This is a genomic window from Priestia sp. HNGD-A6, assembly GCF_045784335.1.
GTDB lineage: Bacteria > Bacillota > Bacilli > Bacillales > Bacillaceae_H > Priestia > Priestia zanthoxyli.
The window spans coordinates 3,808,639-3,824,112 of the sequence record NZ_CP138621.1 but is presented as its reverse complement, the minus strand read 5'-3'; the positions used below and the strand labels follow the sequence as shown (position 1 = coordinate 3,824,112).

Sequence of the window (15,474 nt, the reverse complement as noted above, 5' to 3'; positions counted from 1 at the left end):
ATCCCCTTTCCTACAGTTCTTCTACAATAATATGATCATTTGTATAAACACATATCTCACTTGCTACATCTAAAGCTGCTTTTGCAATTTCTTTAGCTGTTAAATGTTCGCCTGCATGTTGTTTTAATGCACGTCCCGCTGATAAAGCATAATTTCCGCCTGATCCAATTGCTAAAATGCCGTCGTCCGGTTCAATAACTTCACCCGTTCCTGATACTAACAGTAAGTTATCTTTGTTCATAACAATAAGCATTGCTTCTAACTTTCGCAATACTTTGTCACTTCTCCATTGTTTAGCAAGCTCCACGGCTGCACGCTGAAGATTTCCGTTATACTCTTCAAGCTTCGTTTCAAATAATTCAAAAAGAGTGAATGCATCAGCTACTGAACCTGCAAAGCCGGCAAGAACTTGCCCTTGAAATAGACGTCTTACTTTTCGAGCAGTATGTTTCATCACAACAGCATTTCCAAACGTTACTTGTCCGTCCCCAGACATGGCACATTGACCGTTATGCTGAACTGCAAAAATCGTAGTAGCATGGAAAGTAGACAAATTAACTCCTCCTTTTATGCGCGAGGATGGTGATTCATATAAACTGCCTTTAAACGATCCTTCGTCACATGTGTGTATATTTGAGTGGTTGATAAATGTTCATGACCTAGCATTTCTTGAACTGTACGTAAATCTGCCCCTTCATTTAACATATGAGTCGCAAAAGTATGCCGCAAAACGTGTGGACTAATATGTATATTCTCAGCGGTTTTCTTTACTAACTGATCAATGACTAAGCGTATGCCTCGGTCTGTCAACGGTGTCCCCTTATAATTTAAAAAGAGCGAATGAGTATCAGAAGGAGCCTTTTTTAAAAGAAGCTTTCTTCCATTATCTATATATACTCTAAGAGCGTCCTTGGCATAACAGCCAAATGGCACGTACCGTTGTTTTTTCCCTTTGCCATATACGAGCAAAGTTTGAAGTGAAAAATCTATATCGCTAAGCTTAATAGATGCACATTCACTCACTCGTATTCCGGTAGCATACAGCAATTCTAAGAGAGACTGATTACGCTGCCCTAACGGAGTTGTTAAGTCATTCATTTGAAATAATTTCACAATCTCCTCTTCATACAGGAAGCGAGGATTTCTCTCTTCCTTTTTAGGAAGGGTAACGAGCGCAAATGGATTATCTTCTACTAATTCTTCTCTATTTAAGTAACGATAAAACGTTCTCAAACAAGAAATTTTGCGTGACATCGATCTTTTTGAATACTGCTTTTCATATAGGCGTGTTAAAAACAGCCTTGCATCAGCATATGTAACACTTTGTAGGTTTTGTATTTGCTCTTCCTGCATAAAAGACATGAGGATACCTATGTCTTTTTCATAGCAGTCAACTGTATATTTTGAATAATTTTTCTCAATTTGTAAATATTCTAGAAAGGAATTTAATACATCTTTAACAAATTCCAATGTTATCACCTCACAAGGGCTACTAAATATTATCACAATTAAGTAGCCCTTGCAAACAATTTTGATTATTTTGTTGTAAAATTCTGAATAGTTTCCAATGCTCGTTTAGCCAGCGTTTCATTTCGTTCTTGTTTGTTTTTGATTCGCACTTCCAATTCTTTGAATAAGCCAAAGTTGGCATTCATCGGCTGGAAGTTTTTGGCGTTTGTATGTGTGATATAGTGAGCCATACTGCCAATCGCTGTTTCCTGCGGCAATACAACCAATTCTTCACCAAGCACAAGTCGAGCCGCGTTCATTCCTGCCATTAATCCGCTCGCAGCTGATTCTACATATCCTTCTACTCCCGTCATTTGTCCAGCAAAGAATAAGTCATCACGCTCGCGATATTGATACGTAGGCTTTAACAATTTAGGAGAATTAATAAACGTATTTCTATGCATAACCCCGTAGCGTACTACTTCTGCATTTTCTAAACCTGGGATTAAGCTTAATACTTCTTTTTGTGCTCCCCATTTTAAATGTGTTTGGAAACCTACAATATTATATAGTGTACCTGCTGCATCATCTTGACGAAGCTGAACAACTGCATAAGGTCGCTTTCCTGTTTTCGGATCTTCTAACCCAACTGGTTTCATTGGTCCAAAGAGCATTGTTTTTTCTCCGCGTGAAGCCATTACTTCAATTGGCATACATCCTTCAAAATAAATTTCCTTCTCAAATTCTTTTAAAGGAACCGTCTCTGCATTGATTAATGCTTCATGAAAGCGCTGGAATTCTTCTTTTGTCATCGGACAGTTTAAATAGGCAGCTTCCCCTTTGTCATAGCGAGATTTAAGATATACTTTATCCATATCAATGCTGTCTTTTTCAATAATAGGTGCAGCCGCATCGTAAAAATATAAATAATCTTCACTTGTTAACGCGCGCAGCTGTTCCGATAAATCTTTTGACGTTAGCGGACCTGTTGCAATAACAGTTGGTCCCTGTGGAATTTCCGTAATCTCTTCATTAACAACCGTTACGTTCGGATGGTTTTTAACGCTTTCCGTCACACGAGAGGCAAATTCGTGACGATCAACAGCCAGTGCTCCACCTGCTGGAACCGCACACTCGTCTGCTGAACGAATAATGACAGAGTCTAATAATCGCATTTCTTCTTTTAGCACACCCACTGCATTTGTTAATGTATTCGCACGCAGTGAATTACTACATACTAATTCAGCAAATTTGTCCGTATGATGAGCAGGTGTTTGCTTTACTGGTCTCATCTCATAAAGACGGACTTTCAAACCGCGCTTTGCGATTTGCCAAGCTGCTTCACTTCCAGCAAGACCTGCTCCAATAACATTAATTACTTGTTCATTCATTGTAAATCCTCCAACTTCATTTCTATCTTTTCTATCATTTTGCTTATTCATTCACTTGTCTTTTCCTTTTTTAACGGGACAAAGAAAATGCGACATTACTCAATGTCGCTAATAACGTTTCCATTTTAGCACATGAAGCAATGTCGCCGCATCTTATATAACTGCTATTTTTAAATTTAAAGTATGGGAATTCATCCCATTCTCTTTTACTGCTGAGCTTCCTCTTTATAATCACAACTTGTACAGACGACTTGAGTTCCTTTTTTCTGTTTCTTCTCTACAAGCAGATTTTCACATTTCGGACATTTTCTTGCAATCGGTTTATCCCAAGATACGAAGTCACAGCCCGGGAATCGATCACAGCCATAAAATGTACGCTTTTTCTTCGATTTTCGCTCAACGATATTTCCTTCTTCACATTTCGGACACTTTACGCCAATCTCTTTTACAATTGGCTTCGTGTTGCGACAGTCAGGGAAATTAGAGCATGCCATAAATTTTCCGTAGCGTCCCATTTTGTATACCATAGGTGAACCGCATTCTTCACAGTCTTCTCCGGCAGGTTCATCTTTAATCTCCACTTCGCGCATTTCTTTTTCAGCATGTTCTAAGCGTTTTTCAAAATCACTGTAAAATTCGTCAATAACACGCACCCATTGAACATTACCATCTTCCACTTCATCCAAATCGTTTTCCATTTTAGCTGTAAACTCTACATCTAAAATTTCCGGGAAAAACTCCAATACAAGCTCTAGTACAATTTCTCCAAGTTCTGTTGGAACAAAACGCTTGTTATCGAGCGCTACGTATCCGCGCTTTTGAATCGTATCAAGTGTTGGAGCATATGTAGACGGTCGGCCAATGCCTAGCTCTTCTAATGTCTTAACTAAACGAGCTTCTGTATATCTTGGCGGCGGCTGTGTGAAATGCTGCTTTTCATCGATGTCCTTAGAATAAGCTACTTCTCCTTCTTCTAAGTCTGGAAGAAGATTTTCTTTTTCCTCCACTTGATCATCATTGCCTTCAACATACACTTTCATAAAGCCTGGAAATTTAACTTTTGAGCCGTTCGCTCTAAATGTTACGTCTCCATTTTTCAAATCTACAGCCATTGTATCCATAATGGCAGGTGCCATTTGACTAGCAACGAAGCGCTCCCATACTAACTTATACAGTCGATACTGATCACGCGATAAGAACTCTTTTACCTCTCCTGGTTTACGAAGAGCTGAAGTTGGACGAATCGCTTCGTGGGCATCTTGCGCATTTGAATTCTTCTTTTCTTTACGCTTTTCCGTTGCCACAAACTGATTTCCGTACGCGTTCGTAATGTAATCTCTAGCTTCTGTTTGAGCTGTTTCTGAAATACGAGTAGAATCGGTACGCATATACGTGATAAGACCTACTGTACCTTCTTTTCCTAAATCAATTCCTTCATATAATTGCTGCGCAATCATCATCGTTTTTTTCGCTCGGAAGTTCAGTTTCCGCGCTGCCTCTTGCTGTAATGAAGACGTGGTAAAAGAAGGAGCCGCATTACGCTTTCGCTCACGTTTTGTTACTTTAGAAATTGAAAATTCGTTTCCATCTAATTGTTTAACAATGTTGGTTACATCATCTTCATTCGATAGCTCTACTTTTTTCCCTTGATATTCGATTAACTGGCCTTCAAACTGGTCGTTCCCTTTTTGAAAAGTTGCTTTTACCGTCCAGTATTCTTCTGGGATAAACTTTGCAATTTCTTTTTCACGATCAATAATTAACCGCACTGCAATTGATTGAACCCTTCCGGCACTTAATCCTTTTTTCACTTTTTTCCACAGCAATGGACTGATATTGTAGCCAACCAGCCTGTCAAGAATACGTCGTGCTTGTTGAGCATCTACTAAATCCATATTAATTGCTCGTGGATGTTTAAAAGATTCTTTAATCGCTTCTTTTGTAATCTCGTTAAACACTACGCGGCAGTCCGATGCAATGTCTACATCCAAACTGTGCGCCAAATGCCATGCAATCGCTTCTCCTTCACGGTCTGGATCGGCTGCTAGGTAAATCTTTTTTGCTTTTTTAGCCGCTGTTTTTAGTTCTTTTAAAACCGGGCCTTTCCCGCGAATTGTAATATATTTCGGGTTGTAATCTTGTTCAATATCAATTCCCATTTGACTTTTAGGTAAATCGCGAACATGTCCCATCGATGCTTTTACTTTATATTTCTTTCCTAAATAACGTTCAATTGTTTTAGCCTTTGCAGGCGATTCTACAATTACTAGGTAGTCAGACATCTATTTGTTCCTCCTCAAGAGGTAGAATAAAATCTTCATTATTATTAAATATTTGGTTCTTGTTTGTCAAATGTCAAAAAGATAAGTCATACGATTTTCCTACGTATCTCACTAGTATTTCATACCATGCAAGAATATGACTACTTTGAAACATTCATCTTATATACATCATTTCATCTGTAATATCAGCAGCGCTTTGCACAAGTTTTGCCCCTAATTGGATTAACTTATTCGTTCCACATGATGTTTCTTCAAAAATAGAACCCGGTATGGCAAATACTTCTCTTCCTTGCTGAAGCGCCTGGTCGGCGGTAATAAAAGATCCACTTCTTTCTTTTGCTTGCACCACCAACGTGCCTCCTGTTAATCCGCTAATGATTCTGTTTCTGCGAGGGAAAAACCATTTCGTCGGCTTCATAAACGGGGCATATTCAGAAAGCAGCAAATGATGCTGCGCAATTTCTCTTGCTAAATTTTGGTTTCCTCTTGGGTAAATATTATAAAACCCTCCGCCTAAAACTGCAATCGTTTTAGCTTTTTCAGCGATAGCCAGTTCATGAGCAGCCTGGTCAATTCCTAAGGCTAGCCCACTCACAACGACAAATTCTTCATGCAGCATCGGCTTAACAATACGAGTTAAAGCTGCAGTTCCATATGAAGTAGGATTTCTTGTTCCTACAACGCTTAAGCTTGCCGGAGCGTGTAAAAGAGACAAGTTCCCCCTTGCAAATAATACCCAAGGCGGATCATAAATATGGCGCAAAAGTTCAGGATATTCATCATCTAAGATGGTGACACATCGAATATTCTCAGCGTCATATTTATCTAGAATATCTCGTATTGGAATAGTTTGCAAATCTTTTTTTATTTGATTAGCACGTTCAATCGAGAGAGTCAATAGTTTTTGAAGCTGTGATGGAGAGTACTCGTAGAGATTTTGTAATGAAGAATTCTGTTGAAGTAGCGTAAAAATTTGTTTCCAATTAACAGATGGACAATGTGCTAAATGAATTAATTTTTCCCGTAAACCAGACATTCTACAATCTCCTTTTTAAATGGACAAAATAGCCCCCGGTCAAAGGAGGCTATATGTCTTCTATTAATGAGTCTTACACTGCTCGTAAATGCCTTGTTCTTTTAACACTTTAATAAGTGTTTCTCCCATAACAGATGGTGTTTCAGCTACTTGGATACCGCACTCATTCATTGTTTTAATTTTTTCAGACGCTGTCCCTTTACCACCTGAAATAATCGCACCAGCATGGCCCATACGTTTTCCTGGAGGCGCTGTTTGACCGCCAATGAAGCCGACAACAGGTTTTGTCATATTTGCTTTTACCCATTCTGCCGCTTCTTCTTCTGCTGTACCGCCGATTTCCCCAATCATAATTACTGCATACGTATCTTCATCTTCATTAAACGCTTTTAATACATCGATAAAGTTCGTGCCATTCACCGGGTCACCGCCGATACCAACAGCTGTTGATTGGCCAATTCCAGCTTCAGAAAGTTGGTGAACAGCTTCATATGTTAATGTACCAGAACGCGAAACTACACCTACATGACCTTTTTTGTGAATGTACCCTGGCATAATGCCAATTTTACATTCTTCCGGTGTAATAACACCTGGGCAGTTAGGCCCTACAAGACGCGTACGTTTTCCTTCCATATAACGCTTTACTTTTACCATATCTAATACTGGAATACCTTCTGTAATACAAATAACTAAATCTAAATCTGCGTCAACTGCTTCAATAATGGAGTCAGCTGCGAATGCTGGTGGAACATATACAACAGAAGCCGTTGCGCCTGTTTTTTCTTTCGCCTCGGCAACCGTATTAAATACCGGAACACCTTCTACTTCTAAGCCGCCTTTACCCGGCGTTACGCCACCAACAATTTTTGTTCCATATTCTAACATTTGCTGTGTATGAAAAAGGCCAACTCCGCCTGTAATTCCTTGTACAATTACTTTTGTATCTTGATTAATAAATACGCTCATTCCTATCCCCCAGCCTTTCTATTTCACTAGTGAAACGATTTTTTGTGCGCCGTCTGCCATAGATTCAGCAGCTGTGATATTTAAGCCTGATTTTTGTAAAATTTCTTTTCCAAGTTCAACGTTTGTTCCTTCTAAGCGAACAACTAATGGAAGGCTTAATCCAACTTGTTTTGTTGCTTCAACAACACCTGTTGCAATAACATCACATTTCATAATTCCGCCGAAAATATTAACGAAAATACCTTTTACATTTTGGTCAGATAAAATAATTTTAAATGCTTCTGTTACTTTTTCAGCAGTTGCGCCGCCCCCAACATCCAGGAAGTTAGCAGGGTCGCCTCCGTAATGCTTAATAATATCCATCGTTGCCATCGCTAAACCTGCACCGTTTACCATACAACCGATATTACCGTCTAGTGAAATGTAGCTTAAGTCGTATTTAGATGCTTCAATTTCTTTAGCATCTTCCTCTTCAAGGTCACGATATTCAAGAATATCTTTTTGGCGATACAGCGCATTTGAATCAAAGTTTAACTTCGCATCCAATGCCATAACGTCTCCGTCACCTGTTACAACTAGAGGGTTAATCTCTGCAATTGAGCAGTCTTTTTCAACAAATACTGTATATAAACCTGTCATGAATTTAACTGCTTTTCCAACTAATTCTTTTGGAATATTAATATTAAATGCAAGTCTGCGAGCTTGGAATGCTTGTAAACCAATCGCCGGATCTACATATTCTTTAAAGATTTTTTCAGGCGTTTTTTCCGCCACTTCTTCAATTTCAGTTCCACCTTCTTCAGAACCCATCAATACAACTTGAGACGTTGCACGATCAAGAACTAAACCGATGTAGTATTCTTTCTTAATATCGCATCCCTCTTCAACTAACAAGCGCTTAACTTCTTTTCCTTCAGGGCCTGTTTGGTGCGTTACGAGGGTCTTTCCTAAAATATCTTGTGCATATGTACGAACTTCATCTAAGTTTTTTGCTACTTTGACACCGCCCGCTTTACCGCGTCCACCAGCATGGATTTGTGCTTTCACCACTGATACTTGTGAACCTAATTCCTTTGCTGCTTCAACTGCTTCTTCAACAGTAAAAGCTACTCGACCGTTTGGTACTGCAACCCCATATTTTCTGAGTAGTTCTTTTCCTTGATACTCATGGATATTCATTTCCCATCCTCCTAACATAATCAACCACAAAACTATACTGCACAAAATAGACTGCGCTTTCATTGTATAAAAATAATTGTCTAATTGTCTACTATTCTAGTGAAAAATATTGAAATAATAAGAAAATTGATATTTTTATGGAGATAGTACTTAACCATACCTTATGAAGTAGATGAGGCTCTGCGGACGTTAAACGTGTGGTTGATCATGTAAATCAACCTTCATAACTAAAGCAGACTGAGAGGAAAATAATTTACGAATTTTTCCCGCTGCAATATCTCCGCTTACATAGGCTATATTCTTTTTAAGCCTAGAATCTCGCATTGAAACATGCGCTAAAAAGCAGAGATATGCTCGGGTATCATGTTCTAGTTTACTTGGTTTTTTATCGGTGCAAAAGATCGGCGGTGTTCTGGCAAAATTCCATATTGTTCGATTGCTTCTAAATGTTGTTTTGTTCCATATCCCATATGTTTTTCGAATCCGTATGCAGGATAGCGTTCACCAAGTTCTTTCATCATTCGATCTCGCGTCACTTTTGCAATAACAGAACTTGCAGCAATTGAAATGCTTGTAGCATCGCCTTTAATGATTGACTGCTGCGAAATAGGCACCGGCAGCTTCATCGCATCAATGAGCAGTTCATCAGGCTGAACTGCCAGCAGTTCAATGGCTTCAGTCATTGCCTTTTTTGTTGCTTCGTAAATATTAATAGAATCAATGACCTCTGCGTCTATAATCCCTATACCGATAGCGACAGCTTTTTTACAAATTTCTTCATAAAACGCTTCTCGCTTTGCTTCTGATAACTTCTTTGAATCCGTCAGACCAGGGAGAAAAAAATCGGGAGGCAAAATAACAGCAGCCGCTACTACCGGTCCTGCTAACGGTCCTCTTCCTACTTCGTCTACTCCGGCAATATAAGTTGCTCCTTGCCTATATAATTCATTTTCATATGCCATCATTTCACCAAACTGTTGCTTCAAGCGCTCAGCCGCTTCAAATTGCCTTTGTTTTTGAATAATAACCTGCTGCACACCTTTACGCTCATCTTGCGCATATGCCTTAAATACAGCATCTTCCGGGCTTCTCACTTGCTTTAGTTCCTCTTTTATTTCCTTAATACTCTTTTTCATTAGCTCCACCTTCTTTATATCAACATTTTCACGCGGCACTTTCACATAAAAAACGCCTCATGCTGAAAAGGCAGAGGCGTTTTTTGCTTCAGTTCGCAATGTGTTGCTTACAGCTGTTGTTCAGCTTCACTTGGATCATCAAATGTAAAGGTGCCAATTTTATCCGTTCGAATTTCTCGAAGAACAAGCTCAGCTGTTTTATCGTAATCCACCATGCCGCCACCCATTAAACAGCCGCGGCGCGACCCAATTGCATCAAAAAGCTCTACAATGTCTTCAGGGATTTCATTTAAATCATAACGCTGCTTTAATTGTTCTGGGTAATGGCTAGTTAAGAAGCGCAGCGCATAAACAGCGACATCTTGCATATTTAAAATGGTATCTTTGATAGCACCCGTTGTCGCAAGCTTATATCCAACTGTTTCATCTTCAAACTTAGGCCACAAAATACCTGGCGTATCAAGCAGCTCTAGCTCGTTTCCTACCTTAATCCACTGCTGTGCCTGCGTCACACCTGGACGATCTCCCGTCTTGGCGATTTTTTTGCTGGCAAGGCGATTAATTAGCGTTGATTTACCGACGTTAGGAATCCCTACAATCATCGCACGGATAGCGCGGGGTTTTTTAACTCCTTTTGCGCGCATGCGGTCAAACTTCTCTTGAAGAAGTTCTTTAGAAGACGAAACAATTTGTTTCATTCCTTTACCTGCTTGTGCGTCAATAGCTAAGGCATAAATACCTTGTTCTTTGTAATAATCTAACCACTGCTGAGTGACGCGCGGATCCGCTTTGTCCACTTTATTCAACAATACGATTCTGGGCTTGTTCACAATAATCTCATCAATCATTGGATTTCGCGATGATTGCGGAATGCGTGCATCAACCAGTTCGTATACAATATCAATCAATTTTAGCTTTTCAGTTACTTGTCTTCTGGCCTTGGCCATATGGCCAGGAAACCATTGAATTGTCATATTTTACTCACCTTTTATATTTTACTTTGCAAAACGCGCTTCTTTAATCGGCCAGTATACGGCACTCGTTTTACCAAGCACCTTGTCCATGCTCACAAAGCCAATCTGACGGCTGTCTTTACTGTAGCGTCGATTGTCTCCCATCACGAACAAATAGCCTTCTGGCACGGTCTTTTTACCCGTTACGTCTTCTAGTTTAAAATCTTCGGTTAAATTACCGTCAATCACTTCTTTTTTATACTGATCTAAATAGGGCTCTTTATAAGCTTTTCCATTTACATATAGCGTATCATTTCGATACTCAATATGATCACCCGGCAGTCCGATAATACGTTTTATGTAATCTTTTTCCGCTGTAGCATGAAAAACAATAATATCAAAGCGATCAGGATCACCAATCTTATAGGAGAACTTATTTACAATCATTCGATTTTGGTCATGCAGCGTAGGCATCATAGAAAGTCCATCTACTACAATCGGTGCAAACAAAAAATAGCGAATTACAACAGCTAACAGTACGGCAATGGCGATTGCTTTTATCCATTCCCACAGTTCATTTTTCTTTCGAGCCATCTTCAGTCCTCCAACTCTTATGTCATACCTTTATTTTAAACGATAATGTTTGAAACGCCTAATAAATAGAATAAAAAAATGATGACTTGTACGTCTATTTTTCACTGTCAGAGAACGAATCGTTCTAAAAAAACATTTGAAAAAAGGAGCTTGTATAAACAAGCTCCCCTTTACTATTATCGAATTTCTTTAATACGCGCAGCTTTACCACGTAATTCACGTAGGTAATAAAGTTTCGCACGGCGTACTTTACCGCGGCGCATTACTTCGATTTTTGCAATTTTTGGCGTATGAAGTGGGAATGTACGCTCTACACCTACACCGTAAGAAATCTTACGTACTGTAAATGTTTCGCTGATACCACCGCCACGACGCTTAATAACAACACCTTCAAATACCTGAACACGTTCACGAGTACCCTCAACGATATTTACGTGTACACGTACAGTATCACCAGGACGGAACGTAGGAAGATCTGTTTTTAATTGTTCTTTTGTAATCTCTTCGATTAATTTTTGCATCGCGTGTTTCAACTCCTTCCAACAGACGCTCATACCAATGCTTTTCAATCATTGCAGCGGAACATCGTTATAGGTGACCAGACATCTGCCCAAGCCACAAAATCTATCTTAGCACACTCTTATACCGTATGCAACAGAGTTTATGCATAAATTTTATGGATTTATGAAAGGTTGTTTTCCTCTTTTAATTGAGCTACTAGTTTCTTTTGCTCTTCCGTTAGCTCCATCTTTTCAAGCATGTCCGGTCTTCGAAGCAACGTGCGCTTTAAAGACTCTTTTTGGCGCCACTGTTCAATTTTTTTATGATTTCCTGACATAAGTACTTCAGGAACTGTTAAGCCTCTAAAATCAGCAGGACGCGTATAGTGGGGGTGCTCTAGTAAACCTGTACTGTGTGAGTCTTGCACAGCTGAATGATTATTGCCAAGGACATCAGGAAGCAGGCGAACAACGCTATCGATCACAACCATTGCACCAAGCTCTCCTCCAGTTAATACATAGTCACCAATTGAAATTTCATCAGTTACCAGCTGCTCACGAATTCGTTCATCATATCCTTCGTAATGACCGCAAATAAAAATTAAATGCTCTTCTGCTGCTAGTTCTTCTGCTTTTGCCTGTGTATAGCGTTCGCCCTGCGGACAAAGCAAAACTACCCGGGGCTTCTTAGCTGTTTCAGTCAGCTTTTCTACAGCGTCAAAAATAGGCTGAGGTGTCAATACCATTCCAGCACCTCCGCCGTAAGGATAATCGTCCACATTTTGATGTTTGTTCGTAGAATATTCTCGGAAATTAACTACATTCAGTTCAACCGCATTTTTTTCCTGTGCTTTTTTCAAAATTGATTCACCAAAAACACCGTCAAACATAGAAGGAAATAGCGATAGTACATCAATTTTCATTAGTCCAATAACCCTTCCATTACTGTAATAACAATCTCTTTTTCCTCTATATCAATAGATTGTACAACGTCGTCGATGTAAGGAATAAGAACTTCTTTTCCGCCTTTTTTAACGACCCACACATCATTAGCTCCCGGCGTTAAAATTTCTTTGACCGTTCCTACCTCTACTCCGTCTTCTGTTTTTACTGTACACCCAATAATTTCGTGGAAATAAAATTCACCGTCTTCTAAACCCGTTAGCTGCTCCTCAGGAATTTTCACTTCGCAGTTTTTGTACTGCTCAACATCATTTACGTTGTGATAGCCTTCGAATGTAAGCAGATCAAAATTTTTATGCCTGCGATGGCTTGCTACCGTTACTTCCACTGGCTCGCTTTGCTTTTCTTTAAAGATATAAAGTTTATTTCCTTTTTCATAGCGCTCATCAGCAAAATCCGTAGTTGATACAATACGAATTTCTCCTTTTACACCATGGGTATTCACAATTTTTCCAACCTTAAACCATTTCATTCTTCTTCACCTCTATCTAATCTCAACAACTTTGCTATCTTTTATAATAATTGTTTTACTTTCTTTTATCTTTTCCCAATCATCGCCGATTTTTACCTCTACTAAGGCATCTAGTTCCGTTTCAACGAGTTCGCTCCCTAAAGGAAGCTTTTCTAATTGCGTCAGCTGAAAGTTCAACACTTCAATTTTTTCAAGGCGAGCGGATTTTTCTTTTTCAAATTGACTATGTAATAAAGAAGAACCTTTATTGGCTTTTTCCATGTGCTTTAACTGAAATTTCAGCTGTTCCATTTCTTTTTCAAGCGCCTGCTTGCGGTTTATAAAACGATTTTCAAGATCTTGTTTGCTTGCTTCAGTTAACACTTGTTTCACAACCACTTTTTGAATAATGTTCAAAACGTTCCCTCCGCCCTCAAGATAGTGACCTTGTGCTTTTTACATGCGTATTGAAATAGCTGCTTCTTGCTCGCAAAAGACTTACTGTGATCAAAACGTTCATCTTATCATAACATAAAAAAAGGGCGAGGTTATCCCTCTCCCTTTTTGATTACTCTTGAATTTTCACATACACTTTTTTACCTTGCTGTGATGCTGCTGCATTCACAACAGTTCGAATCGCTTTTGCAACGCGGCCTTGTTTGCCGATTACTTTGCCGACATCTTCTTGGTGAACAGTAAGGATGTAAGTCACTTGACGTTCATCTTCTTGTTCCTCCACTTTAACATCAGCTGGATAATCAACAAGCGGCTTTACAATTGTTTCGATTAGTGATGTCATCTCGAGTGAAATTATTTTCCTAATTTAGCATTATGGAATTTTTCCATGATGCCTTCGTTAGAGAAAAGGTTACGAACTGTATCAGATGGTTTAGCACCATTTTGTAACCATTTAAGAGCTAGCTCTTCATCGATTTTAACTTCAGCTGGTTGAACTACAGGATTGTAAGTTCCAACTACTTCGATGTAACGTCCATCACGTGGTGAACGAGAGTCTGCTGCTACGATACGATAGAAAGGAGATTTTTTAGCTCCCATACGTTTTAAACGAATTTTTACTGCCATTTTATAAAGCACCTCCGAATATGTTTCAACAAGATAATATAATATCAAATAGGTAAAATGTTTGTAAAGGTTTTTTTCTTAACACTAGAAAAATATTTTATTTTCTTTGGTTTTTTCAGTTCAAATCAAGCATTTTATCATGAAAAGAATGGAAGTTTCATACCCTTTTTCTTGCCTTTTGACATATTTGTCATTTGTTTCATCATTTTTTTCATGTCTTCAAATTGTTTAAGCAAACGGTTGACTTCTTGTACAGAACGCCCGCTTCCTTTTGCAATACGCTTTCTTCGACTTGAATTAATGATTTCAGGGTTTGTTTTTTCCGCTTTCGTCATCGAACGAATAATTGCTTCTACATGATTAATTTGCTTTTCATCAACCTGCAGGTTTTTGAGCCCCTTTACTTTATTGGCGCCCGGAAGCATACCAATTAGCTCATCAAGCGGTCCCATTTGACGCACCTGAGCAAGTTGATCTAAAAAGTCATCGAATGTAAATGACTGCGTGCGCAGCTTAGCTTCAAGCTCTTTTGCCTTTTCAGCATCTACATTTGCCTGAGCCTTTTCGATAAGCGTCAGCACATCACCCATACCTAAGATACGGGAAGCCATACGCTCTGGGTGGAATGCTTCAATAGCATCCATCTTTTCTCCAAGACCGACAAACTTAATTGGTGTATCAGTTACTGCACGAATAGAAAGCGCTGCACCACCGCGCGTATCGCCGTCTAGTTTCGTTAATACAACGCCAGTTAATCCTAATTGCTTATTAAAGCTATCCGCAACGTTTACTGCATCTTGACCCGTCATCGCATCGACAACAAGGAAAATTTCGTCTGGGTTAGAAAGCTCTTTGATCTGTTCTAACTCCTCCATTAGATTTTCATCAACATGCAAACGTCCCGCTGTATCAATTAATACATAATCGTGATGCTCTTCTTTCGCATGAGCAATAGCTTGTTTCGCAATCTCCACAGGACTTACTTGATCACCTAATGAAAAAACAGACATGCTAAGCTGTTTCCCTAGTGTTTCAAGCTGTTTAATAGCTGCCGGACGATAAATATCTGCTGCTACAAGCAATGGATTACGGTTATATTTTTTACGTAATAAATTGGCAAGTTTACCAGTTGTTGTTGTTTTACCTGCACCTTGAAGTCCAACCATCATAATTACAGTTGGAGCTTTTGGAGCTACTGCAATCTTGCTTTGCTCTCCGCCCATAAGTGCAGTTAATTCTTCTTGTACAACCTTAATAACTTGCTGTCCAGGCGTTAAGCTCTTAAGAACGTCTTGACCTACAGCACGTTCGCTTACGCGCTTAACAAAGTCTTTTACTACTTTAAAGTTTACATCGGCTTCTAAAAGGGCAAGTCTAACTTCACGCATCATTTCTTTAACATCAGCTTCGTTAACTTTTCCTTTTCCTTTTAACTTTTGCAGTGTGCTTTGCAAACGGTCGGCTAATCCTTCAAATGCCATATACGCCGCC

At 39.2% G+C, this 15,474-nt stretch carries 17 protein-coding genes; all 17 read right to left on the bottom strand.

The window, feature by feature from the left end; genetic code table 11:
* Positions 1–10 precede the first annotated feature (10 nt).
* Positions 11–553 carry an ATP-dependent protease subunit HslV gene (gene hslV, locus SCI76_RS19550; RefSeq protein ID WP_013058884.1) on the bottom strand — a complete coding sequence of 181 codons (543 nt, stop codon included), beginning with the start codon at positions 551–553 and terminating at the stop codon, positions 11–13.
* A gap of 14 nt (positions 554–567) precedes the next feature.
* A complete protein-coding gene (xerC, locus tag SCI76_RS19545) occupies positions 568–1,470 on the bottom strand; it encodes a tyrosine recombinase XerC (protein ID WP_243495122.1) in 903 nt (300 codons plus the stop codon).
* A gap of 65 nt (positions 1,471–1,535) precedes the next feature.
* The gene (gene trmFO, locus SCI76_RS19540) at positions 1,536–2,840 is read right to left on the bottom strand and encodes an FADH(2)-oxidizing methylenetetrahydrofolate--tRNA-(uracil(54)-C(5))-methyltransferase TrmFO (RefSeq protein ID WP_028411436.1); all 1,305 of its coding nucleotides are present in this window, start codon (positions 2,838–2,840) and stop codon (positions 1,536–1,538) included.
* 206 nt (positions 2,841–3,046) lie between these two features.
* On the bottom strand, positions 3,047–5,122 hold the full coding sequence (gene topA / locus SCI76_RS19535) for a type I DNA topoisomerase (RefSeq protein WP_028411437.1): 2,076 nt from the start codon (positions 5,120–5,122) through the stop codon (positions 3,047–3,049).
* 154 nt (positions 5,123–5,276) lie between these two features.
* Entirely contained in the window at positions 5,277–6,158 is an 882-nt protein-coding gene (gene dprA / locus SCI76_RS19530; protein WP_033579776.1) for a DNA-processing protein DprA, read from the bottom strand.
* A gap of 63 nt (positions 6,159–6,221) precedes the next feature.
* Complete coding sequence (sucD, locus tag SCI76_RS19525) at positions 6,222–7,124, bottom strand: succinate--CoA ligase subunit alpha (protein WP_013058889.1); 903 nt, start codon at positions 7,122–7,124, stop codon at positions 6,222–6,224.
* An 18-nt stretch (positions 7,125–7,142) separates the two neighbouring features.
* On the bottom strand, positions 7,143–8,303 hold the full coding sequence (sucC, locus tag SCI76_RS19520) for an ADP-forming succinate--CoA ligase subunit beta (RefSeq protein ID WP_013058890.1): 1,161 nt from the start codon (positions 8,301–8,303) through the stop codon (positions 7,143–7,145).
* Between the two features lie 368 nt (positions 8,304–8,671).
* A complete protein-coding gene (locus SCI76_RS19515; protein WP_328175202.1) occupies positions 8,672–9,439 on the bottom strand; it encodes a ribonuclease HII in 768 nt (255 codons plus the stop codon).
* Positions 9,440–9,546: 107 nt separating this feature from the next.
* Complete coding sequence (ylqF, locus tag SCI76_RS19510; RefSeq protein WP_025750333.1) at positions 9,547–10,413, bottom strand: ribosome biogenesis GTPase YlqF; 867 nt, start codon at positions 10,411–10,413, stop codon at positions 9,547–9,549.
* Positions 10,414–10,434: 21 nt separating this feature from the next.
* Positions 10,435–10,986 (bottom strand): signal peptidase I, encoded by a 552-nt coding sequence (gene lepB, locus SCI76_RS19505; protein ID WP_013058893.1) that lies wholly within the window; start codon positions 10,984–10,986, stop codon positions 10,435–10,437.
* Positions 10,987–11,162: 176 nt separating this feature from the next.
* Positions 11,163–11,507: a 50S ribosomal protein L19 gene (gene rplS, locus SCI76_RS19500; RefSeq protein WP_013084808.1), complete on the bottom strand. Its 345-nt coding sequence runs from the start codon at positions 11,505–11,507 to the stop codon at positions 11,163–11,165.
* A 161-nt stretch (positions 11,508–11,668) separates the two neighbouring features.
* Entirely contained in the window at positions 11,669–12,409 is a 741-nt protein-coding gene (gene trmD, locus SCI76_RS19495) for a tRNA (guanosine(37)-N1)-methyltransferase TrmD (RefSeq protein WP_014458419.1), read from the bottom strand.
* Positions 12,409–12,921 carry a ribosome maturation factor RimM gene (gene rimM, locus SCI76_RS19490; RefSeq protein ID WP_328175203.1) on the bottom strand — a complete coding sequence of 171 codons (513 nt, stop codon included), beginning with the start codon at positions 12,919–12,921 and terminating at the stop codon, positions 12,409–12,411. Before rimM ends, trmD begins: the two co-directional genes overlap by 1 nt.
* A 12-nt stretch (positions 12,922–12,933) precedes the next feature.
* Positions 12,934–13,317, bottom strand: a complete 384-nt coding sequence (locus tag SCI76_RS19485; protein ID WP_013058897.1) for a YlqD family protein — start codon at positions 13,315–13,317, stop codon at positions 12,934–12,936.
* A 151-nt stretch (positions 13,318–13,468) separates the two neighbouring features.
* Positions 13,469–13,699, bottom strand: a complete 231-nt coding sequence (locus SCI76_RS19480; RefSeq protein WP_013058898.1) for a KH domain-containing protein — start codon at positions 13,697–13,699, stop codon at positions 13,469–13,471.
* A gap of 11 nt (positions 13,700–13,710) precedes the next feature.
* On the bottom strand, positions 13,711–13,983 hold the full coding sequence (gene rpsP, locus SCI76_RS19475) for a 30S ribosomal protein S16 (protein ID WP_013058899.1): 273 nt from the start codon (positions 13,981–13,983) through the stop codon (positions 13,711–13,713).
* Between the two features lie 137 nt (positions 13,984–14,120).
* Positions 14,121–15,464 carry a signal recognition particle protein gene (gene ffh / locus SCI76_RS19470; RefSeq protein ID WP_028411443.1) on the bottom strand — a complete coding sequence of 448 codons (1,344 nt, stop codon included), beginning with the start codon at positions 15,462–15,464 and terminating at the stop codon, positions 14,121–14,123.
* Positions 15,465–15,474: the final 10 nt, after the last annotated feature.